The 21630-nt window shown below is 72.5% G+C and carries 20 protein-coding genes; 9 read left to right on the top strand and 11 right to left on the bottom strand.

The window, feature by feature from the left end; translation table 11 throughout:
• Positions 1-41: 41 nt before the first annotated feature.
• Positions 42-2882, bottom strand: a complete 2841-nt coding sequence (locus LX83_RS28070; protein ID WP_253776733.1) for a penicillin acylase family protein — start codon at positions 2880-2882, stop codon at positions 42-44.
• Between the two features lie 197 nt (positions 2883-3079).
• On the opposite strand from LX83_RS28070, the gene LX83_RS28065 reads away from it, so the two are divergent.
• Positions 3080-3760 carry a peptidoglycan recognition protein family protein gene (locus LX83_RS28065; protein WP_253776731.1) on the top strand — a complete coding sequence of 227 codons (681 nt, stop codon included), beginning with the start codon at positions 3080-3082 and terminating at the stop codon, positions 3758-3760.
• A gap of 124 nt (positions 3761-3884) precedes the next feature.
• Here the strand turns inward: LX83_RS28065 and LX83_RS28060 are convergent, their stop codons facing one another.
• Positions 3885-5144 carry an erythromycin esterase family protein gene (locus LX83_RS28060; protein ID WP_253776729.1) on the bottom strand — a complete coding sequence of 420 codons (1260 nt, stop codon included), beginning with the start codon at positions 5142-5144 and terminating at the stop codon, positions 3885-3887.
• Between the two features lie 115 nt (positions 5145-5259).
• On the opposite strand from LX83_RS28060, the gene LX83_RS28055 reads away from it, so the two are divergent.
• Both LX83_RS28055 and LX83_RS28050 read left to right on the top strand, forming a co-directional pair.
• On the top strand, positions 5260-6015 hold the full coding sequence (locus LX83_RS28055; protein ID WP_253776727.1) for a TioE family transcriptional regulator: 756 nt from the start codon (positions 5260-5262) through the stop codon (positions 6013-6015).
• Positions 6016-6169: 154 nt separating this feature from the next.
• A complete protein-coding gene (locus LX83_RS28050) occupies positions 6170-6370 on the top strand; it encodes a hypothetical protein (protein ID WP_253776725.1) in 201 nt (66 codons plus the stop codon).
• Positions 6371-6534: 164 nt separating this feature from the next.
• Here LX83_RS28050 and LX83_RS28045 read toward each other — a convergent pair whose 3' ends face one another.
• The 4 genes from LX83_RS28045 to LX83_RS28030 all read right to left on the bottom strand — a co-directional run bounded on the left by LX83_RS28045 (position 6535) and on the right by LX83_RS28030 (position 11310).
• A complete protein-coding gene (locus LX83_RS28045) occupies positions 6535-7422 on the bottom strand; it encodes a hypothetical protein (protein WP_253776723.1) in 888 nt (295 codons plus the stop codon).
• Positions 7419-9536: a hypothetical protein gene (locus LX83_RS28040; protein ID WP_253776721.1), complete on the bottom strand. Its 2118-nt coding sequence runs from the start codon at positions 9534-9536 to the stop codon at positions 7419-7421. The genes LX83_RS28045 and LX83_RS28040 overlap by 4 nt, the downstream gene beginning before the upstream one ends.
• A complete protein-coding gene (locus LX83_RS28035) occupies positions 9533-10483 on the bottom strand; it encodes a hypothetical protein (protein WP_253776719.1) in 951 nt (316 codons plus the stop codon). The genes LX83_RS28040 and LX83_RS28035 overlap by 4 nt, the downstream gene beginning before the upstream one ends.
• A gap of 128 nt (positions 10484-10611) precedes the next feature.
• On the bottom strand, positions 10612-11310 hold the full coding sequence (locus LX83_RS28030) for a Crp/Fnr family transcriptional regulator (protein ID WP_253776717.1): 699 nt from the start codon (positions 11308-11310) through the stop codon (positions 10612-10614).
• A 628-nt stretch (positions 11311-11938) separates the two neighbouring features.
• Here LX83_RS28030 and LX83_RS28025 point away from each other — a divergent pair.
• Positions 11939-12850 carry an NAD(P)-dependent oxidoreductase gene (locus LX83_RS28025; protein WP_253776715.1) on the top strand — a complete coding sequence of 304 codons (912 nt, stop codon included), beginning with the start codon at positions 11939-11941 and terminating at the stop codon, positions 12848-12850.
• 8 nt (positions 12851-12858) lie between these two features.
• On the opposite strand, the gene LX83_RS28020 is transcribed toward LX83_RS28025, so the two are convergent.
• Complete coding sequence (locus LX83_RS28020; RefSeq protein WP_253776713.1) at positions 12859-13557, bottom strand: HNH endonuclease family protein; 699 nt, start codon at positions 13555-13557, stop codon at positions 12859-12861.
• A 254-nt stretch (positions 13558-13811) separates the two neighbouring features.
• Positions 13812-14729 (bottom strand): LysR family transcriptional regulator, encoded by a 918-nt coding sequence (locus LX83_RS28015; protein WP_253776711.1) that lies wholly within the window; start codon positions 14727-14729, stop codon positions 13812-13814.
• A gap of 104 nt (positions 14730-14833) precedes the next feature.
• On the opposite strand from LX83_RS28015, the gene LX83_RS28010 reads away from it, so the two are divergent.
• The 4 genes from LX83_RS28010 (at position 14834) to LX83_RS27995 (ending at position 17516) form a co-directional block, all read left to right on the top strand.
• Complete coding sequence (locus LX83_RS28010) at positions 14834-15778, top strand: DMT family transporter (RefSeq protein ID WP_253776710.1); 945 nt, start codon at positions 14834-14836, stop codon at positions 15776-15778.
• A gap of 269 nt (positions 15779-16047) precedes the next feature.
• The gene (locus LX83_RS28005) at positions 16048-16593 is read left to right on the top strand and encodes a TetR/AcrR family transcriptional regulator (RefSeq protein WP_253777084.1); all 546 of its coding nucleotides are present in this window, start codon (positions 16048-16050) and stop codon (positions 16591-16593) included.
• Between the two features lie 96 nt (positions 16594-16689).
• On the top strand, positions 16690-16869 hold the full coding sequence (locus LX83_RS28000) for a hypothetical protein (RefSeq protein ID WP_253776708.1): 180 nt from the start codon (positions 16690-16692) through the stop codon (positions 16867-16869).
• Between the two features lie 26 nt (positions 16870-16895).
• A complete protein-coding gene (locus tag LX83_RS27995) occupies positions 16896-17516 on the top strand; it encodes an L-threonylcarbamoyladenylate synthase (RefSeq protein ID WP_253776706.1) in 621 nt (206 codons plus the stop codon).
• 47 nt (positions 17517-17563) lie between these two features.
• Here LX83_RS27995 and LX83_RS27990 read toward each other — a convergent pair whose 3' ends face one another.
• Positions 17564-18553 (bottom strand): glycoside hydrolase family 6 protein, encoded by a 990-nt coding sequence (locus LX83_RS27990; RefSeq protein WP_253776704.1) that lies wholly within the window; start codon positions 18551-18553, stop codon positions 17564-17566.
• A gap of 235 nt (positions 18554-18788) precedes the next feature.
• The gene (locus LX83_RS27985) at positions 18789-19826 is read right to left on the bottom strand and encodes a saccharopine dehydrogenase family protein (protein ID WP_253776702.1); all 1038 of its coding nucleotides are present in this window, start codon (positions 19824-19826) and stop codon (positions 18789-18791) included.
• A 135-nt stretch (positions 19827-19961) separates the two neighbouring features.
• Here LX83_RS27985 and LX83_RS27980 point away from each other — a divergent pair, with 135 nt between their 5' ends.
• A complete protein-coding gene (locus LX83_RS27980; RefSeq protein WP_253776700.1) occupies positions 19962-20933 on the top strand; it encodes an AraC family transcriptional regulator in 972 nt (323 codons plus the stop codon).
• A gap of 138 nt (positions 20934-21071) precedes the next feature.
• Here LX83_RS27980 and LX83_RS27975 read toward each other — a convergent pair whose 3' ends face one another.
• Positions 21072-21608 (bottom strand): MarR family winged helix-turn-helix transcriptional regulator, encoded by a 537-nt coding sequence (locus LX83_RS27975; RefSeq protein WP_253776698.1) that lies wholly within the window; start codon positions 21606-21608, stop codon positions 21072-21074.
• Between the last annotated feature and the right edge of the window lie 22 nt (positions 21609-21630).

The raw sequence follows: 21630 nt of genomic DNA, 5'->3' as shown, positions 1-21630 counted from the left end.
CCCGCTGACCACCTCCGGCCCGCACCCGGGCCAGCCAGGGCTCAGCTGGTGGGGCGGTGGGTGGGGAAGTGCACCACCTGCTGGAAGGTGGGCCGGTTCTGCCAGCCGATCTTGTTCTGGGTGATGCCGCCCATGGGGCGGTGGATGATGGTGTCGGCGCACCACTGGTCACCGGCCGAGCAGTCGGCGTCGCCCGGGTAGACCTGTTTCGCGGGGGTGGCCACGGCCTTGGCGAGGCTGTCCAGCAGCACCTGGCGGCACTGGGTGAGCAAGCCGCCGCCGCAGTAGCGCCGGTCCAGCCCGCCGCTGACCTGCTCGCCCAGCACCGCGCGGAGGTCCTTGTCCACGTAGCTCCACCAGCCGTACTGGAACGAGGAGCCCTTGTGCGGGGTGGTGCCGTGGGTGTCCGACGGCGGCTCGTCGACCTGCACGGCCCTGGTCAGCTCGGTGTAGAGCGGGCTGCCCAGTCCGGGTTCGAACGCGGCCCGCACCAGCAGCGGCCACCACGCGTCTAGCACCCGGATGGCGTCGGCGTGGGTGTAGTTGTGGCTGCCCGGCGTGGTCTCCCGGCGCAGCGAGCCGGCCGCCTGCCAGGCGCGCAGTTGGCTGACCGCGTTGGCCAGGGCCGGGTCGGTGACCGGTGCCGCGTCGATCACCCGCAGCAGTTCGGGCAGCACCTGCTCGGCGCGCAGGTCGACCAGGGCCGCCTCGGCCATCGCCCGGGTCAGCGCGGCCGGCGTCACCGGCACGCCACTGTCCACAAGTGACTTCACCCGGTCGTCGAGCAGGTCGCCCCGGTGCACCGAGCCGTTGCCGAACCCGGCGGCCGTGTACTGCTCGGCCTGCTTGTTGTTCCAGCTGATGTAGTAGTCCTGGTTGATCGAGTTGGGGTGCTGCGCGAACGGCGTGTAGCTGGCCGTGTTGGTGGTGGGGTTCCAGCCCAGCCACTCGTTGGCCGGCTCGGCCAGCACCGGCAGGTTGGGGTCCACGGTGGACGGTCGAACCGGGTTGCTGCCCGAGTTGAAGTAGGCGATGTCCTCGGCGTCGGCGTAGAACCAGTTGAACGTGTAGCTGATGTTGTTGGCGGCGCGCTGGAAGTCCGCCGCCGAGCGCACCACGTCCGGGTTGTTGAACTGCTGGAACCCGATGATGGAGTCCACCTCGTGCAGGTAGGTGGACCGCAGGGTGGTGAACGCGACCGGCTTTCCGCCGACGGTGCCCCGGTTGCGCACCACCCCGTACTTGGTGCGCAGCGCGCGCAGGGTGTAGGCGCCCTTGGCCGTGCCGTCCGCGAGGGTGGGCTGCCACTCGTTGCGCCGCTCCAGCCGTTCCATGGCCACGCACTGGCCGTGGAACAGGTAGTACTCGGAGTCGCGGGTCACCGGCCCGCCGTCCGGCCGGCACAGCGGCACCGCGTAGGTGTCGATGATGTCCTGGTTGGCCGAGGTGGCGCTCCACGCGTAGTCCACACCTCGGCCCAACTGGACGTACATGCTCACCCCGGCGAAGGACGCGCCGCGCGCGCTGATGCCCGGGCCCTGCAGCTCCTGGAGGATCAGCAACTGCGGGGCGAAGTACCCGGTCTGCGGGCCGAACACGGCCACCGGGTTGCCGTTCTGGCCGTGCGCCCCGGACACCACCAGGGCGTTGGACATGCCGTGCGGCCGGCTCAGCAGGTCGGCGGGCAGCACGCCCCGGTCGAAGATCCCGCGCAGGGACTCCAGTTCCGGGGAGGCACCCGAGGGCCGGGGGTCACCGGCCGGTGCCGGCCCGACCTGTTGCGTCCCGGCCGACCCGGTGGGGTCGTGGACGATCGGCTCGTCGGTCACCGTGCCCGCGTCCGGCAGGGCCACCCCCGTGGCCTGGGCCGGGCTGGCCGCGTACGGGAAGGCCTGGCCGTCGTGCAGGGTCAGCACGGCCTCGGGGTCGTTCTGCTCGCGGAACGCCGCCCAGGCCCGCTGCCCGGCCTGCGCGCCGAACGCGTTCTGCGCGGCCAGCAGCACCAGCGCGGACTGCACCTCACCGCCGCCACCGGCACCGAACAGCGCGCCCACCACCGAGGCGATGGCCACCAGGTCGGTGGCCTTGAACGGCTCGATCTCGCCGGCGTTGGTGATCGCGTCCACGTGCCCGGTCAGCACGTACTCGCCGGGGAAGTAGCGGCCCCGGTGGGACTGGTCGATGTAGGCGTTGATGCCGGCCAGGTAGTCGGTGACGTCCTGGAGCGCCTGCTGGCCGGCCGGGCCGGCCGAGGCGACCCGGTCGATCTGGGCCTGCAGGTCGGCCTCGGTGTAGGGGGCGGCGGCCCAGAAGGTCTGCTCCAGTGCCCGGTTGGCGGGCGCGCCGCCGGCGAACGGGGTCAGCTGGCCCCGGCCGACGTGCCGGAACAGGTCCATCAGCCAGAGCCGGTCCTGTGCGGCGGCGTAGCCGGCGCCGAACTCGGTGCCCGACCGGGTGGTGCCGTAGATGTGCGGCATGCCCAGGGTCTTGTCCCGCACGATGGTCACGTCCGAGCGCGGGCTGGTGGTGGACTCCACCTGGTCGGCCGGCACGCCGAAGGCCGCGGTGTTGAAGAACGTGCTGAGCTGCTCGTTGGTCAGCCCGGGGTAGCCACCGGCCAGGTTGGCGTACTTGCCCAGCTGGTCGGCGCTGTGCTTGGGCCGGATGCCCAGGGTGCGGTTGGCCAGGATCTCGGCCAGGGTGGCGTTGCCGTTGGCGCCCGGTGGCAGCACGTCGAAGCACTGGGCGGCGCAGTGGTCCGGCGCGGCGAAGGTGCTGGCCGGGGGCGGCTGTGCGGTGGCAGGGGGTGACACGGCGATGGTGAGTGCCCAGCCGGTGGCGACCGTGGCCAGCAGGGCGATCCCGGCTTTCCGTCTCGACATGGATGGGCTCCTCTCCGGAGACGGGTGAGGCGCGCGTTACACGTGGTAACACGATCGCGAAATTCCTTCGCGTTTCACATCCACCGAATGGTGGTGCGCCACGACAAGCCGTAGTTGGATCTTGACCAGAAACATCTTTGGTGGGAAAAAGACTGCCGGTTCTGCTCCACACCTTCCCCTGCGTTGAAGGAGAACCCGTGATCCACGAACACGGTCAGCTCAACCGACGGGCGTTGTTACGTGGTGCCCTGGGCACCGGCGTGCTGCTGGGCAGCGGACTCGGCGTGGCCACCGTCGGCGCCGTGACCGCCCCCACCGCCGCGGCCGCGACCGGCCCCACCATCGCCAGCTGCGCGACCTGGGGCGCCCGCCAGCCCACCCGCAACCCCACCGCGGTGTACAGCCGCCCGGCGCGCATCCTGATCCACCACACCGCCACCGACAACGTCGAGGACTACTCCCTGGCGCACGCCTACGAGCACGCCCGGTGGATCCAGGACCTGCACATGGACACCAACGGCTGGCTGGACTCCGGCCAGCACTTCACCAACAGCCGCGGGGGTTACCTGATGGAGGGCCGCCACCAGAGCCTGGCCGCCCTGCGCAGCGGTGACCACCTGATCGAGGGCGCGCACTGCCCCGGCCAGAACCGCACCGCCATCGGGATCGAGAACGAGGGCAACTACATGGAGGTGGAGCCGCCGCAGGCGCTGTGGGACTCCCTGGTCGCCTTCTGCGTCTACACCTGCCAGCAGTACGACATCCCGCCCACCGAGATCGACGGCCACCGCGACTACTACGACACCCTCTGCCCCGGCGACAGGCTCTACGCCCTGCTGCCCAGGCTCAGGGAAGAGGTCGCCGCCGCGCTGAACTGACAAGCCCTGAACCGACGCCGGCCCGGCCGGTCCACTGTGGACCAGTCGGGCCGGCCAGGACCGCCGACACGGGACTGTCGGCGGTCGGTTCCAGCGGCGGACGAGCGAACCACCTGGCCGCCGCTCAGTGCTCCGCCGGCCCGGCGTCCCTGACCAGCGCGATCGCGTCGACCCCGCCCAGCGCCTCGACGTCCAGCGGGATGTAGCGGGGCTCGGCCGCCGCGTCGCGCCTCGGCACGAGGTCGGTGCGCCCGCCCAGCGCCTCGACGAGTTGGTCGGCCGGGTAGAGCGCACCGTCCTCAGTGGACTCGGCGAGCAGCCCTTGCAGGCTGTCCGATCCCGGATCGGTCAGGCCGACAGCGGGCGCCACCCCGAAGTCCGCGCCGATCACCGCGTAGTCGGCACCAAGGCGTGGCGCGACCAGGGCGCCCGCGCTCCACCACCGCACGTCCACCACGTCGTTGCGCCAGCGCGTCCGATGCCGCTGGAGGTGGCCGTTGTGCGCGAAGACCAGCGTCGGGCCGCGCTCGGCCTCGGCCGCCGCGATCGCCACCAGGTTGTCCGCCATCATCGCGTCCCGGGTCGCCAGCATCCTGGCCACCCGCTCGGTGCCCGGGTCCGCCATCACCGCGTGGTACCGCAGCAGGCCCTGGGCCGTGCGCGCGAACAGGCACGCCCGGTCGTACGCGGCCGGCGAGGTGGCGGCGCGCAGGCTGGGCGCCTCGGCCGCCAGCACCCCGATCAGGTCGTCGCTGACCACCCGGAGCTGGCGGGCACGCGCCGACCGGCCAACCGACCGGGTCGGGTCCATGCCCGCCTCGGGGTTGGTCCACTCGTTGTCGTCGCCGACCAGCTCGTCAACGGCGGCGATGGAGTGGGGCACCCTGGCCGGGTCGAGGTGCGCCGCGAGGTAGTCGTGCAGCGCGGTGAGCGCCTGGCGGGGACTGGCCGCGTGGCTCATCTCGATCGGCGCGTCGAACCCGTGGAACCGCACGTGGTCGGCTGGGTCGCGCGCCGCGTTGACCGCGCGCAGCCAGGCGATCAGCTCGCGGTTGGCCGCCTCGTCCCGGAAGCCGTGGCTCAGGCCGTTCGCCACCACCTCGTCGAGGTCGCCCGCACCCGTGGTGACGTGGTCGTTGACGACCAGGCCGGCCACGCAGTCACTCTCGATCGCGATGGAGCGGTAGCCGTGCCGCTCGACCAGGTGCCGCAACACGCGGTTGCGCAGCAACGGGAACGCCGCGAACAGGTGCGTGGGCTCACCGAGCCCCAGCACCCGGGGCTGGACCGGTCTGGCGGCCAGGAACCGGTCCAGTGCGTCGCCGAGATCGGCCTCCTCGGCACCGAACCGCCAACCAAGCGAACCGACAGCGGCAGCGGACATCGCCACACCTTCCTTTCCCAGATCCGACCCTTCTAACGTATCCTTGAACAATTCGTTTAAGGATTTCGCAGAGCGAAGACTGCAATAACCGCGTCAACCCTCAACGGGAGGTTTCATGGCGTCGCGTTCGGACCGGCTCCGGCCCGCCGATCTCGCCCGCGAGCACGGGCTGTCCGCGCAGGCGATCCGCAACTACGAGGAGGCGGGCATCCTGCCGCCGGCCACCCGCGGTCCGCAGGGCTACCGCCGGTACACCCCGGTCCACGCCCAGGCGCTGCGCACCTTCCTGGCGCTGCGGCCGGGGCACGGCCACCAGGCGGCGACCGAGATCCTGCGGGCCGCCAACGCCGCCGACCACGACGCGGTGTTCCGGCTCATCGACCAGGGCCACGCCGAACTGCTGCGCGACCGCACCACCCTCGACGAGGTCGCCAGCGCACTGGAGAAGCTGGCCTCGACGGAGCCGAGCCCGGCCGCCGATCGCGCGCCGCTGACCGTCGGCGCCCTGGCCCACCAGCTCGACGTGCACCCCGCGACGCTGCGCAAGTGGGAGGAGGCCGGGGTGCTCCACCCGCACCGCGACCCCGCCACCGGCTACCGCCACTACCTGCCGGACACCGTGCGCGACGCCCGGCTGGCCCACCAGCTGCGCCGAGGCGGCTACCTGCTGGAGCAGATCGCCCTGGTGATCGACCAGGTCAGGAACGCGGGCGGGGTCGGCCCGCTCAAGGAGGAGCTGCACACCTGGCGCGCCCGGCTCCAGCAGCGGAGCCGGGCGATGCTCGACGGCGCGGCCCAGCTGTCCACCTACCTCGACCTCACCGCCGCCGACGGACCGCACCGAGTGGACAGTCCCAACCGGACACCATGATCACCCGACCAGGCGGCATTCGCCGTGTCGGCGTTCCACCGCAATCCTGTTGATGTTTCAGTGAGTCGGGCCATTCGTGTTCCGGGTCCGGTCCTCGACGGTCCGGGAACACGCCGTGGTGCCCCGCCACTCCAGCATCCCCGTGGAGGAACACATGTCCGTCCGCAAGGCATTCGCCGCTGCCACGCTGATCCTGGCCGGCTTGTTCACCAGCGCCGGCACGGCCGCCGCCGACAACATCACCGTTGGCAGCGAGGTTCCCGACGACCTGACCGACCTGACCTGCATCCCCGCCGACGCCCAACCCGTTGGCGTCGACCTGACCGGCCTGGTCTGCGACGCACCCGCCGAGTAACCCCCGCCGGCCCGCAGCCCCCGCGCACCCGCTCCCCCGGGCCGCGCGGGGGCTGCCGCGCGTCACCCGCCCCCTCCTCCCCCCCCGGTCCACCTGTCCACGGCGTGGGGCCCCGGCCTTCCCCACAAAGGCCGGGGCCCCGGGTTGGAGCGTCCCGCTTCCCCCTACTCCCCCTCGCGCGGGCCGCCCCGCCCCACCCCCCAGTCCTTGGCCCTGGTCTCGAACTCGTCCTTGGCGCCGGGGCCGCCGTACTCGCCGAGCACCTGGCCGAGGTAGCCGGCCAGGCCGAGCCGCTGGGCCTCGCCGAGTCCACCGGGCGAGGCCTCTTCCAGCGCGGCCAACAGGTTGTCCGCCCAGTGCACCTGTTCCTGACCGCTCACCAGCCGCACCAACTGGGTCAGTTGCGGTGCCACCTCGCCGATCCGCTCGATCTGGTTGTCGTTGTGGTGCAACCACCACAGCAGGGCGTTGCCCACGCTGTTGAACACGTTGTCGCGCAGGTACCGCAGCTCGGCCCGCTCCAGTTCCCGCTCGGCTTGGCGCAGCTCGCGCCGCCGGTTCAGCTCGACGTGCCGGCGGACCAGGTCGAGGTCGGCCTCCTCGACGGTGATGTGCACGTCCTCGGCGCGCGCCCACACGTTGGTGTTCTCCACCTGCAACCGCTTGCCAAGCTCGAAGGCGAGCTGTTCGCGCAACGGCTTGTGGTGCACGGGATTGGCCTGCCTGGTGATGGCCGCGGCCCGCTGCACGATCGCGTTCACCGCCGTGGACTGGGGAATGGCGTGCCGGTAGTCGGCACGGCCGTCCAACGTCCACACCACGGTGAAGCTGGCCTGGAAGTCCACAAAGGACATGCTGCTGGGCAGCGCGGTCTGGTACTCCTTGCGGTGGTGCTCGGGCTCGGGCACGGCAGGGGCGGTGGCCTCGGCAGCGGCCGAGGCGGCCCGTCGATCCGCGGCGGCGAGGTAACGGCGTTCGCGGCGCTTGCGCCACCGCTCGGCCACGGACCCGAATAATCCCGGACTGGTGTCCGGCCACGGTCTGGTCGTCATCGGGGTGTCCCCTCCTCTGCGGGCGAGCGCCGCAGGGCCAACGGATGCACTCGATCGATGCGCTCGTCCAGAGCGTCGACCACGGCCCGCTCGTCGGCCTCGCCAGCGGCGGGCCAGTGGGGAACCGCCATGTCACGGTGCCAGCGTTCGGCGGTCAGCCGCAAGGAGTCCAATGGGCGAGCACGTTCGCCGGCGGCCGTCACCAGAACGTCCAACAGCGCGTCCCGCCAGCGCGCGTCCTTGGCCAGGGTCAGCCACGCCCGCACCGCCCAGTCGCGTTTGCCGTGGTCGACGCCGTCCAGCACAGCGTCCCAGGACCGCACCACCAGGTCGTGGACCAGCGTGTCACCGGCGAGGTCCGCCGGGGTGAGCGGACCGCTCTCGGTCACGGTCAGCTCGACCAGCACCCGCACGCCCAGCAGCCACTGCCCGGCCCGCCCCCCGGCCACCCACTCGGCCACCCGGGTGAGCACCGCCTCGGGGCCGCCGGGGTGCGCGGCCAGGCCGAGCACGGTGTCCACCACCAGGTCGGCCACCCACGGCTCGTCGTGCCCGGCCAGCCAGCCCAGCGCGGTCAGCGCGGTGCTGTGCGTCCGACCGAACTCCCGCCGGCACACCGCGACGATCGTGCGCACCATCCGGCCGGGCAGCCGGGGGTCCCGGGCCCACTCGTAGATCCGGGCCCGGATCCGCTGCCCGATGGGGGCGCGGACGGCGGCCAGGCCGAGCACGGTGTCCGCCAGTTCCCTGGTGGCCGCCTGGGGCGCGGCCGACCACACCCGGACCGCCCGCACGACCGGCGCGGCCATGTTGTTCCGCGCGCACAGCTCCACCACCCGGTCCGCCAGCATCGGCACGTCCCACCGGTCCAGCAGGATCTCGGGGTCCAGCGGCACGGCCACCAGCCAGTCGACCAGTGCGCCGCGCAGCTGCGGGTAGCCCTGCCACACGTGGTGCAGCACGGAGAAGTCGTAGGCGCTGCGGGTGAACCGCACCCGGTCGTCGCTGATCTCCACCCCGCGCAACCCGGCCAGCCGGGCCCGGAAGCTCTCGCTGGCCAGCCCCTGCGGTCCGGTGTCCGGCGCGTTGGTGATCCGCAGCAGCGCGGCCTCGGCGCGGTAGACGTGCTCCAGTTGGCCGCCGTTGAGCAGGGCGGTGGCCAGCAGCAGCGCCCGCCGCCTCGGATCGGCGCACTGGTCGAACTCGATGGCCAGCTCGTCCGACCAGTTGTGGTAGGCGGCCACGGCCTCGGCCAGCCGGCCGGCCGGGTCGCCGGCCGGGTCGGCGGCCGGGTCCGGGGTGACCGAGCAGAACAGGCGGGCCAGCCGCACCACGTCGGCCGGGCGAGCGCGCAGGCAGATGTCGGTGACGGCCGCATCCGCCAGCACCGCGTCGGCCGTGGCCGGGTCGACCCCGCTGGCGGTCAGGTGGGCGCGCAGCACGTCGGTGGCTGGTGGCGCGGCGGTGATCTCGGCGACCAGGTGGCCGTAGCGGTCGGCGAGCGCGGTGGTGTTCGCCGCCCCGGGCAACAGCACCACCAGGCGACCCCGGGCCTCGACGATCCGGCCGAGGAACGCGCCGAGCTGGCTGTCCACCCGACCGCCGGTTTCCATCGCGGTGAGGTCCAGCAGCACCAGGGCGTTGTCCGCGACCGGACGGGCCCCGAGGTCGAGGTCGACGTCGGCCTCGATGAGGTCGATCGCCGGATCGGGCGCGCCGAACACCGCGTCCAGCAGGGCGATGCCCAGGGCGCGCAGGTTGATCCCGGTGTCCTGGTCGGCCACGAACACGACCCGGTCGTCGCCGCGCAGCTTGTCCAGTGCCGAGGTGAACCCGGCGGGCCGGACGAACGTGGTCAGGTGCCAGTGGACGGTGGCGCTGTCCAGCAGGGTGCTGCCGGTGGCGCTGGGCGGGACCGGGGCGCCGTCCGCGCCGAAGAACACGTACTGGGTCAGCCGGTGGTAGTAGTCGCGGCCGGCGACGCGGTTGCGGTCGCCGGTGACATCCTGGTCGATGTCGAGATCGCGGTCGCGGTCGCGGTCCCGGTCGAGATCGAGGTCCCGGTCGCGGTCGCGGTCGAGGTCGGTGGTGGCGGGCACGCCAGGGGCGGTCACCGGTCGCCCCGCTTCTTCTTCGGGATCCTGTTGACACCGCCCCGCAGGTCCCGGCCGACCACGATGTTGTCGTTGCCGGTCACGTTCTGGTCGCCGCCGCGGTGGTGGGTGTAGCTGTCGATGTAGCCGGCCTGGATCGCGGTCCCGTGCACCTGGCCGGAGATGGAGTTGCGCACGTCGCGCACGGTCGGCCTTGGTTCCCTGATCACGTCGCTCACCTCGTCCTCGGGCCCGGTGTCCGGCTCGGTCTCGTCGCTCTGGTCGGTGCTCGCGCCGGTGCCGAACCCCTGGGTGAGCAGGTCCCCCGACGGTTCGGGCACGTGCAGGTAGGCGGTGCCCCGGTACTGCTTCACCCGCACGGTGGTCGGCACGAACACGCTGGTCGGCTTGGTGGCGTAGCCGCTGGCCACCACGTCCTCGTAGACCCGGGCGGACAGGATCGCGGCGACGAAGGTGACGTCCTTGTGCGAGTTGGCCAGCAGCTGCCGCAGTTCCTCGGCCTCCAGCAGCCGGCTCACCTCCACCCGGGCGTCGCCCGAGCCGCTGCCCAGCCGGTCGTCCTCGGACAGGGTGAGCGGGCCGACCGAGATGCCCACCCGCAGCCGCATCCGCGTGTTCCGGTTCTGCCAGCGCAGGAACTTGTCGTACTCGCGCAGCGTGGCCTGCAGGCTGTCCAGGAACGGCCCGACCAGGACGGGCAGCACCTCCGGCCGGAACCCCACCGCGTACCCGTCGCCGGTGCTCTCCGGGAACCGGCGTTCCTCCCAGAGATCGCCGTGGCCGGCGTGCTGCAGCGCCGTGCGGAGCACCCCGGGCACCTCCTCGATGAGGTAGCGGTGGTCCGCGGCCTGGTTGTCGCTGAACCGCTCGATGTCCACCACGACAACTGCCTGGTAGGGCGGCAGTTCCCGAATCCGCTGAGCCGGCTCGTGTGGTGCGTCAACCATGTCCAGTCCTCGTCCCTTCCGATCCCTGATCGATGTGCCGCGACCGTGCGTTCACCGTGCCACCGCCGCGGCCGGCGGATTGTCCACGAATGAACAAATGAACGGTGACGCAGGTCACATTGTGACGGCTAGCGGGTGAGCCTGTCAGCTGCCGCGGCGAGCCGACGCAGCCGGGCCAGGTCGGCGACCAACAGGCGTCGGTCGGCGAGCAGCACCCCCTCGGCGCGCAGCTGCGCCACCAGCTGGGCGACCAGGCTGCGGGACACGCCCAGCGCCTGGGCCAGCAGGGTCTGCGAGAACGGCACCACCACCGGCTCCTCGGGTGGCTCGCCGGCCAGCTCGATCACCTCCAGCAGCAGGCCGATCAGTCGCTGGCGGGGGCTGCGGTGGGCGAGCGCGCTGGTGCGCTGGTTGCTGCCGCGCATCTTGCGCACGAAGTAGCGGTCGAACTCGGCGCGCCCGCCGTGCGCGCGCAGCACGTGGTCGAACGCCTCGGCGGTGAGCAGGTAGGCCACGCACGGTTCGAGCGCGACCACCGTGGCCGAGCGCGGTCCGCCGTCCCTGGCGGCCATCTCGCCGAGCAGGTCGCCGGGCCCGTTGAGGGCCAGCAGCAGCACGCCGCCGTCGCTGTCGGTGTGCACGACCTTGACCCGACCGGCGGTCAGCACCAGCAGTGACCTGCCTGGCGCGCCCTGGACCAGCAGGTGCTCGTTGGTCCGGTAGTCCCGGCGCGTGCCTCGGCGCAGCAGCTCGTGCCAGAGCGCCGCCGGCACCATCGCGCGGAAACCCCGCGGTGTGCTCCGCGAGTCGGGAGAGGTCACGGGCATGTTCTCTACCGGAAATCCACGCCACCGCGAAGGGCCGCCGGGTCAGCTTCGCCCGAACAGCCGTGTGACCGCCGACGTGCCGGAGCCGCCGAACCCGGCCCTATGCCTGGATGCGGGTGGCGGAGATGGCGCAGCCGTCACACCAGAACCCGAACAGCAGCCCCGGCAACCGCAACGGGCCGAAGGGCGTGCGGCGGCTCTCGATCGCGGCCAGGAACGGCATGTAGTTCCCGCACTCCGGGCAGAGGGCATGGGTCTCGGGTGACGGCCAGCGCGGTAGGCCGCCACGAAGTCAGCGACCCGGGGGTCGGAGGTCGCCATGAGACAGCTGACCGCCGCGGCGACCCCGTCGGCGCCGGCGCTGGTGAACAGCGCCGTGATCTGCTCGTCCTTCGCCGCGACCGGTAACCCGTCGGCGAAGACGATCTCCTCGACGCGGTTGGGCGTGTCCACACCTGCCTCCGTCCCGCGGGGAACCCGAGCGCCACATACTGGCAGCCCGTGGGTTCGGGTGACGTGCGGGCACCGGTTCAGCGCCCCTGGTTCGGGCCACGCACTGCGCGTCGTCCGGTCGTGCCGCAGCATCGGAGTTCCCGGAACTCGCCGGCCCGCCGGAAGGACACCGCCCATGACGACCGAGCGACCACCGGAGCGCCCCACCGCCGTGCCTGGTCAGCCCACCGTCGCCGTGCTCGGCATCGGCATCATGGGCCACGGCATCGCCGGCAACCTGTGCCGCCACGGCCTGCCGGTGCGGGTGTGGAACCGCACCAGGACCAAGGCCGAGCCACTGGCCGAACTGGGCGCGGTGGTGGCCGGCAACCCGGCCGAGGCGGTGGCCGGGGCCGACGTGGTGCTGACCGTGCTCAACGACGGCCCCCGGGTGCTGGAGGCGATCACCTCGGCGGAGACCGGGCTGACGCCTGGCACGGTGTGGGCGCAGGTGAGCACCGTGGGCGTCAGCGCGATCGCCCCGCTGGTCCAGTTCGCCGCCGACCGCGGACTGACCTTTGTGGACTCACCGGTGCAGGGCAGCAAACCAGCGGCGGAGCAGGGCCAGCTGGTGGTGCTGGCGGCCGGCCCGGCGTCGGCCCGCCCCGTGCTGGAACCGGTCTACCGGGCGATCGGCGAGCGCGTCCGGTGGGTGGCGGACACCGGCGAGACCGGCGCGGCCAGCCGGCTCAAACTCGTGCTCAACAGCTGGGTGCTGGCCCTGACGCACGGCACGGCCGAGGCGCTGGCCCTGGCCGAGGGGCTCGGCGTGGACCCGGCCGACTTCCTGGCCGTGGTGACCGGCGGCCCGCTGGACAACGCCTACCTGCGCACCAAGAGCCGGGCCATCCTGGCCAACGACTTCACCCCCACGTTCACCGTGACCAACGCGGCCAAGGACGCCGCACTGGTCGTCGGGGCCGCCGAGCAGGCCGGGGTGCGGCTGGACGTGGCCGCCGCGGGCCGACAGCGGCTGGAACGGGCCGCGGCCGGCGGGCACGCCGACGAGGACATGGCCGCGTCCTACTTCGCCAGCTTCATCCACTGAGCCCGCGCTCAGCAGTGCCCCAGCATCTCCAGCAGCGCGGCCTTCTCCTTGTCGTTCACGGACAGCCGGTAGGCGTGCTTGACCTCGATCCAGTAGCCGGCGTAGGTGCACCAGTAGGTGGTCAGCGGCGGCTTCCAGGACTCCGGGCCCTGGTCGCCCTTGGCCTGGTTGACGTTGTCGGTCACCGCGAACAGCTGGTGGTGGTCCAGGTCGTTGGCGAACTTCTGGCGCTGCTCGTCGGTCCAGTCGGCGGCCCCGCTGCGCCACGCGTTGGCCAGCGGCACCATGTGGTCGATGTCCACGTCGGCCGCGTTGGTCCAGGTCTCGCCGTCGTACGGGCTGGTCCACTCGCCGGCGGTGGCCTTGCAGTTGTCGTCGGTGCGCACGTTGCGGCCGTCCCGCTTGAGCACGGCCTCCCGGGTGTCGCACTTGCCCTCGACCGTCTTCCAGTGCGGGAACCGCTCGCGCGAGTAGCCGGACATGCTGCCCTCCGGCCGCACGGTCAGCTCGTTGAGCAGCTGGGTGGCCTGGCCGGGCGCGGCAGCCGAACCGCTGGACGCCTGGCCGCTGGACGCCTGGCCGCTGGACGACTGGCCGGTGCTGGGTGTTCGCGCGCCGGACGAGGTGCCGGGCGCGCAGGCCGCACCGGCGGCGGCGACCAGGCTGACCACCAGGGCGGTCAGCACTCTCGGCAATGACGTTGCCATCGGGTACCCCTTTCTGGTGACACCCGGTCGAGTGGCACCAGAAACGTTTTCTACCCAGCCGCCGAGTGATCCACCTAATTCACAGGTAAAGGACCGGACCGCTCCGGGGTGGGGCAGCCACCGGCTGACGGGGACGGGCACGCCGACCGCGCCGCCTGGACCACCCGCCATCATCCACAGTGGACAGAACACCGTCCGGGTGATCCCCTGGGTTGCCGCACCGGCAACCGGGATCACCGACTTGGAACATCCACTTAGGACACCTCAGCGCGCCCGGCCGCGATCCCGGCCGGCGGCTCGACCGGGGGCGTGGCGCCGACCAGGGCGGTGACCGCCGGGTGCCAGGTCTGGTGCGGCGGGCCGGCCAGCACCAGGCGCCGGACGACCCGCTGGCGCAGCGGGACCAGCACCAGCCGGCTGTCCAGCATGACCCGGACCAGCTCCGGCACCACGGACACGCCCATGCCGGACCGGATCATGGCCAGCAGCGTGCCCAGCTCGCGCACCCGGTGCACGGGGTCCAGCACCGCGCCGGCCAGCCGGTGGACCTCGCGCACGTGCGCCTCGCACCCGCCGCAGGAGAGCAGGAACGCGTCGTCGGCCAGGTCCCGCACGTCGATCACGTCCTCGCCGGCCAGCGGGTGGTCGTGCCGCAGCAGCGCGTGGAAGGCGTCCGCGCCCACCAGCACGCCCCGCTCCGGCGGCGCCGGATCGACCACCACGGCCAACTCGACCGCGGCCCCGGCCAGCCAGTCGGCCACCTCGTCGTCCTCGCCCTCGAACACCCGGACCCGCACCCGGGGGAAGTCCAGCCGCCACCGGGCCAGCAGGTCCGGCAGCAGCCCCTGGCACACCGTGGGCGGCGCGGCCAGCCGCAGCGTTCCGGTGGGCAGGTTGCCCTGCTGGGCGGCGAGGTCGGCGATGGCGGTGGTGGCCGCGACCGCGCTGCGGGCATGCGCCAGGATCTGGTCGCCGAACGCGGTCGGCCGGGGCCGCCCCGCGCGGACCAGCACCTGGCAGCCGACGGCGCGCTCCAGCGCCGCGACCGCGTGCGACACGGCCGACTGGCTGATGCCGAGCACGTCGGCCGCCGCGCTGAACCCGCCCTCGTCGACCACGGCCAGGAACGCCCGCAACTGGGCGATGTTCACCGACACCGGCGGCCCTCCCATGAGCATCTCTCATAACGCGCATCTGCATTACTTGTTGGACTCATGATGCCCGGACCGGCGAGGGTGACGCCGAACAACCGGCGCGGTCGGAGCGAGGTGCGGACATGACCAGGCAGCACAGGTCGGTGGGCTGGGTTCCCGGGTTCGTGGCGGTGTCCGCCATCTGGGGCTCCAGCTTCACGTTGATCAAGCTCGCGGTGGACGCGGGCGTGGCCCCGGTGTGGGTGGCGCTGTGGCGGTGCCTGTTCGGCGCGCTCACCCTGTGGCTGGTCTGCCTGGTGCAGCGCACGCCGATGCCGAGGGATCCCCGGCTGTGGGGGCACGCCGCCGTGGTCGCGGTGCTGCTCAACACGGTCCCGTTCACCCTGGTCGCCTACGCCGAGACCCGGGTGAGCACGGTGCTGGCCGGCGTGCTCAACGCGACAACGCCACTGGCCACGCTGGTGTTCGTGCTGCTCCTGGTGCGCCAGGAGCGCCCGACCGCGCGCCGGGTGGTCGGGCTGCTGGTCGGCTTCGCCGGGGTGCTGGTGGTGCTGGGCGCGTGGCAGGGCGCGGCCAGCGACCTGTCCCCGGGCAGCCTGGCCGTGCTGGGCGCCACCACCTGCTACGGCGCCGGGTTCGCCTACACCCGGCGGTTCTTCTCCGGCGGCGCGCACTCGGCGAGCGCGCTGTGCGCCGTGCAGATGACCTGCGCGACCGCGCAGCTGGTGGTCGTCGCCCCGCTGACCGGCACCGGCCCGAGTTGGCCGGGCCCGCTGCCGGCGGCCGGGCTGGTGCTGCTCGGCGCGCTGGCCACCGGGTTCGCCTACGTGCTCAACATGCGGGTGATCCGGGTGGCCGGCTCGACCGTGGCGGCCACCGTCACCTACCTGACGCCGGTGTGGTCCACGCTGCTCGGCGCGCTGCTGCTGCACGAGCCGCTGGGCTGGCACACGGCGGCCGGCGGGCTGCTGGTGATCGCCGGCGTGGTGTTCACCCAGACCAGGACCGGGCCCCGGGTCGGGTCGGCCGCGCCGGCGGCGCGTGACGCCCTGGTCCGGACCGACTGACCACGCCGCGCGAGTACGACTGGTGACGGCCCGTGTGGAGCTGGTCGGCGCGTGGTCGGCGCCCGGGCGGTGTCCTATCGTGGGCAGCGGCGGAACACCCTCCAGGTCCGGCTGGACCGCTGTTCCGCTGTGTCCGGAAGAGCGAGTGGGTGAGCAGCGTGGCCGAGAAGCAGACCGAGCACAGCGACGTCCAGACCACGCCCGCGGACCCGCTCGCGGCAGAGGCACCGGCCCGCACCCGTCGGGTCCGCGCCGACGCGCAGCGTAACATCGCCGCCGTGCTGGCCGCGGCCAAGGCGGTGTTCGCCGAGTCCGGTGTGGACGCTCCGGTGCGGGAGATCGCCGCCAGGGCCGGTGTCGGCCTCGGCACCATCTACCGCCACTTCCCGCAGCGCTCGGACCTGGTCTCGGCCGTCTTCCGGCAGGAGGTCGACGCCTGCGCCGACGCCGCCGCCGTCCTCGCCGCCGAGCACGGGCCGGGCGAGGCGCTGGCACGCTGGTTGCAGCGGTACACCAGCTTCATCGCGACCAAGCGCGGACTCTCCTCGGCGCTGCACTCGGGCGACCCCGCCTTCGACGCACTGCCCGCCTACTTCGCGGAACACCTCGGCCCCGCGCTCGCCGCGCTGCTCGACGCGGCCGAGGCGGCCGGCGAGATCCGCGGCGACATCACCCCGGAGGACCTGCTGCGCGCGGTGGCCAACCTGTGCCTGCCCGCCCACGAGGACGAGACCGGCCACGCCCAGCGCATGGTCGGTCTGCTCATCGACGGGCTGCGCTACCGCGCCGGGAGCGCGCGCACGGGCGGCGGCTGAGCACGCGGGCCCGCACCGGTCGACGAGCGCGCCAGCGCCGTCACCGGAGACGTGCGACGCCCCAGCGCCAGGTGATCTCTCGGGAGAAGGAAACCCATGACCGAGAACCCGACCGGACCCGCGGCGGCCGAGCTGTGCGCGTTCTGCGAAGTGGTGCCGGTGGCCCCCATCTGCCCGCACTGCGGCGCGCGCAACGACGCCCCACCCCCTCGGGTGGCACCGTGGCCACCACAGACCTCGCCGGGCCCCACCGGCCAGCAGCGGCCCGGGCACTGACCCGCGCAGCACCTAAGCTCACGGGTATGGCGAGGTATTACGAAGTGCACCCGGACAACCCGCAGCGGCGCACCATCAACCAGGTCGTCGAGCTGCTGCGCGGGGACGGCCTGATCGCCTACCCCACGGACTCCTGCTACGCGCTGGGCTGCCAGCTGGGCAACCGGGAGGGGATCGACCGGATCAAGTCCATCCGCCACCTCGACGACCGGCACCACTTCACCCTGGTCTGCCAGGACTTCGCCCAGCTCGGCCAGCTGGTGCACGTGGACAACGCGGTGTTCCGGCTGATCAAGGCGGCCACCCCGGGCAGTTACACGTTCATCCTGCCGGCGACCAAGGAGGTGCCGCGCCGGCTGCTGCACCCGAAGAAGAAGACGGTGGGCGTGCGCATCCCCGACCACACCGTCGCCCAGGCGCTGCTGGCCGAACTGGGTGAGCCGCTGCTGTCCAGCACCCTGCTGCTGCCGGACGAGGACGAGCCGCTGACCCACGGCTGGGAGATCAAGGACCGGCTGGACCACGCGGTGGACGCGGTGCTCGACTCGGGTGACTGCGGCACCGAGCCCACCACGGTGATCGACTTCTCCGGGGACGAGCCGGAGATCGTCCGCTACGGCGCGGGCGACACCGCGCGGTTCGAGTGAGACCGCGGGTGCCGCCCGCTCGGCACCGGCTCGGCTGACCAGCCGGGTCAGTTGCCGTTGATCAGGTGCAGGGCCAGGTCCGGGACGAAGTCGCCGGCCCTGGTGCCCTTGCCCAGGTTGCAGTCGCCGTCGGAGTCACCGGGAACCTTGACCCACAGCAGCATCTCCGCGCCGCTGGTGCTCACCTGCGAGGTCGCGCCGAGCTTGCGGCCGGGCGGGTTGCACCAGTCCTCGGTGGTGCTGGAGTTGCCGTCGTCCCAGGCGCCGTTGGCGTTGCGGCTGGTGTCCACAATGTACTTGCTGCTGTAGCCGTGCTGGGCGGACAGCCGGGCGTTCACGGCGTTGCCGTAGTCGGTGGACTCCCTGGTGGTGTAGAAGTTCGACACGTTCACCGAGAAGCCGCGCACGTTGCGCACGCCGGCCGCGTTGAGCCGGTCGGCCATGGTGTTGGCGTTGATCCACTTGGCGTTGCCGCCGTCCAGGTAGACCCAGGTGTTGGTGGCCTTCTGGGTGAACTGCTGGGTGGCGTAGTAGATCAGGCTGGTGCGGGTGCTCTGCTGGTCCGCGGGCATGCAGTCGAGCTGGGCGAGGGCGTCCGGCTCGACGATCACCACGGCCGGCCGGCTGCCGATCGCCGCGGCGAACGTGGCGATCCAGCTCCGGTACGCCTCGGGGCTGCCGGCGCCGCCGCTGGAGTGGCCGTGGCAGTCGCGGCCGGGGATGTTGTAGGCGACCAGGACCGGCAGCTTGTCCGCGGCGTCGGCGGCGCTCACGAAGTTGTTCACATCGGTCCACAGGTCCGTGTTCCAGTTGCCGAACCACCTGGCCATCGGCTTGCTGGCGATGTTCGCCCGGATCGTGTTGGCCGTGGTGCCGGGGTGCTCGTTGGCCCATCTGGCCGGGTTGGAGTTGGGGTCGACGTAGAAGCCGCTGGTCAGGTTGACCGGGTTGCCCACTGCCGCGGCCATCTCCTGGTGCGTGGTGTTGTCATCGGCGGCGGCCTGGCCCACGCCGAGCCCGGCCACGAGGGTCAACATTCCGAGAACGCTCGCCGTGCGGCGCATCAGCTCTCCTTGTTCGGGACGTACTCGTGCCAAGCCTGTGGTGGTGCATCCCCTGGTGGCCCGCCGTTCGGGAAGGGCACTGATTCGATTCTGCCCCGGACCTCCGACCATTCGTAGTCTTGTCTTTCCTCAGGTAACCGGTATAAGGGACAACTCGTAAGTTTTTCACCACTTGCCTCGGCCAACCGGTTGTCCGACTCGCGCCGGCTCAGCCGGTCACCGACCAACGAACCCCGTGCCTGGTGAGAAACCCCAGGAAGTCGGCCGGGTCGAAGGCCTCGGCCGGGGCGAGCACCCCCGGCTTGGCACCGTCCGCGACCAGCCGCCGGATGCTCTCCACCGCGATCAACGCCGTGCTCCCGTACACGTCGACCCCGGTCAGCACGCCGCGCGCCCGTCGGCCGTCCACCCCCACGGCGTCGGCGACCAGGACGAACCCGCTGTCGGCGCGCTGCTCGGCGTCCGGCCCCTCGGGCAGGGACGCCACGACCTCGGCGGCGGCGACCGCGCTCAGCCGCGCCAGGAACTCCCGCTCGACCACGGCCGTGACCAACCGGGCCGGCAGGTGCCTCGGGATGCCGGGCAACTCGGGCGCGGCCAGCCCGGCCACCTCGACCGGGGCGGCGTCGCCGGGGAACACCAGTGACGTGGGAACGCCGTCCGCGTCCGCCAGCCACTGACCATCCACAAAGGACAGTCCACCGCCGGTGAACGCGGTGATGTTGGCCAGCATGGAGTTCAGCGTGCCCCGGGACATGGTGCCACCGGACAGGCGGTGCGCGATCACCAGCGCGTCGACCGGTGCCACGCGTGCCGCGGTCAGGTGCGCGAGCAGGTCCGCGGGCACGCCGTCGTCGGTGGCGGCGGGCAGCACGGTGATCCCGGCCCGCTCGGCCTCGACACCGAACGCGTCGTGCACGTACTTGGTGTGCGGCTGTTCCCCGGAAATGTCGACATAGTGACACCGGGCCGCGATGGCCGCGCGCAGCACCGGTTCACCGTGGACGGTGAACGGCGCCACGCAGCTGATCACGCCGTCGCTGCCGCGCAGTGCCTCGGCCAGCGCGGCCGGCTCGTCCAGGCCGGCGACCCGCACGGCGGCCCCTGGCGCGCCGGCCTCGGTGGCGGCCAGCCGCAACCGCTCCGGGTCCCGGCCGACCAGCAGCACGTCAAGGCCCCGCCGGGCCAGTTCGGCGACCACGAGCCGCCCGGTGTACCCGCTGGCGCCGTACACAGCGATCCGCATCTGGTTTCTCCCCATGCCTGGTGGTGAAGTGACCGCACCGACGCTAGGTCGATCCGGGAAGACTCCCCATACCCAGCGGTCTCGTGTTCATGCCCGATCGTCTTTTTCTGGACGGCCCGGCGATACCCTGGGCGCATGGACGTGCTCAGCGACGCGATCACCGCCATGCGCACCGGTCGCCCGCACTCCGCGCGCACCCGCCGGCACGCGCCGTGGGGGCTGCGCTTCGCCCCGTTCCCGGCGGCCGGCTTCCACGTGGTGCTCCAGGGCATGTGCTGGCTGTTCCCGCCGCACGGTGAACCGATCGCGCTGTCCGCCGGCGACGTGGTGTTCCTGCCGCACGGCCACGGGCACGGCCTCGCCGACAGCTCCACCACCCCACTGTCCGATGTGGACAGCACCGCGCTGCCCGAGTTCCGGGCCGACCGCGACCAGGAGGGGGGCACCACCGCGCTGCTGTGCGGCGCCTACCTGCTCGACCAGGCCCGGCCGCACCCGCTGCTGGCCGAACTGCCCGAGGTGGTCCACCTGCCGGCCCGGATCGGGCGGCACCCGGCGCTGCGGGCCGCCGTCGACCTGCTCGGCGCGGAACTGACCGAGCCCGGGCCGGGCGCGGACGCGGCGCTGCCCGCCCTGCTGGACGTGCTGCTGCTCTACCTGCTGCGCGCCTGGCTGGCCGACCAGGCCGGCCAGCACGACCGGCACACCGGCTGGGTGGCGGCGCTCAACGACCCGGTGGTGGCCGCGGCGCTGCGCGGCATCCACCACGACCCGGGTCGACAGTGGACGGTCCAGGAGCTGGGCGCGCACGCCGGGCTGTCCAGGGCCGCGTTCGCCAAGCGGTTCACCGCCCTCGTCGGCCAGCCGCCACTGGCCTACCTGACCTGGTGGCGGATGACCCTGGCCGCCCAACTCCTCCGCGACTCCGACGTTCCACTTCGGACAGTGGCCGAGCGCACCGGCTACGCCTCGGAGTTCGCCTTCGCCAAGGCGTTCAAACGCGAGTACGGCACGGCCCCCGGCCGCTACCGGTCCGACCGGTCCGACCGGTCCGCTCGGCGCGACCAGCCAGGCCCGGGCGCACCGGCCAGCGTCAGCGGCGGGTAGCGCGGTCGGGCACCGTCGTGGCCGGAGCAGAACCGGATCGCCTGCACCGACACGCCGGTGCGCCAGGCCAGTTCGCCGATCGAGTACAACTGCTCGCCGTCCACGCACCCCGCCCTGGCGTCTCCCGTCACGGGAGATTCAAGCCGGTTTTCCCGCACCGCCACCCGAGGGCCTGGTGTCCTGGTCGAACAGGTCCGGGGCGGCGTCGGCGATGCGCTGGCGCATCGGTCGGCGGTGCAGCGCGGCCAGCGCCTCCGCCACGATCCGGCTCAGCGGCGCGGACAGCTCGGCCTCCAGCGCCTCGATCGCGGCGGTGGTGGCGGCCCACTCCGCGTTCAGCACCGGCACCAGGCGCTCGGCGGCCGGGGTCAGGCGCACGATCCGCTGCCGCGCGTCCGGCCCCGGCTCCAGGGTGACCAGTCCGGCCTTGCGCATCTGCGCCACGGTCTGGCTGGCCGCGGAGTGGGTCACGCCGGTGGCCGCGGCGATCTCGCTGATCGAACTCGGGCCGGCGGCGGCCAGTACGCGCACGGTCGAGGTGAACCTCGGCCGGAACCAGCCAAGACCGAGGTCCTCGTACACGGCGCTGAGGTCGCCGTCCAACAGTTCCAGCAGGTGGCGCAGGCGGGTGCCGAGGAACTCGTGGTCTCGACCGACCGGAGCAGGGGATGTCACAGCACTAATATAACAGCGCTAA

Origin of the sequence: Goodfellowiella coeruleoviolacea, from assembly GCF_024171785.1 — a bacterium.
GTDB classification, from domain to species: domain Bacteria; phylum Actinomycetota; class Actinomycetes; order Mycobacteriales; family Pseudonocardiaceae; genus Goodfellowiella; species Goodfellowiella coeruleoviolacea.
The sequence above is the reverse complement of the archived record's forward strand: the minus strand, read 5'-3'. Positions and strand labels throughout refer to the sequence as shown.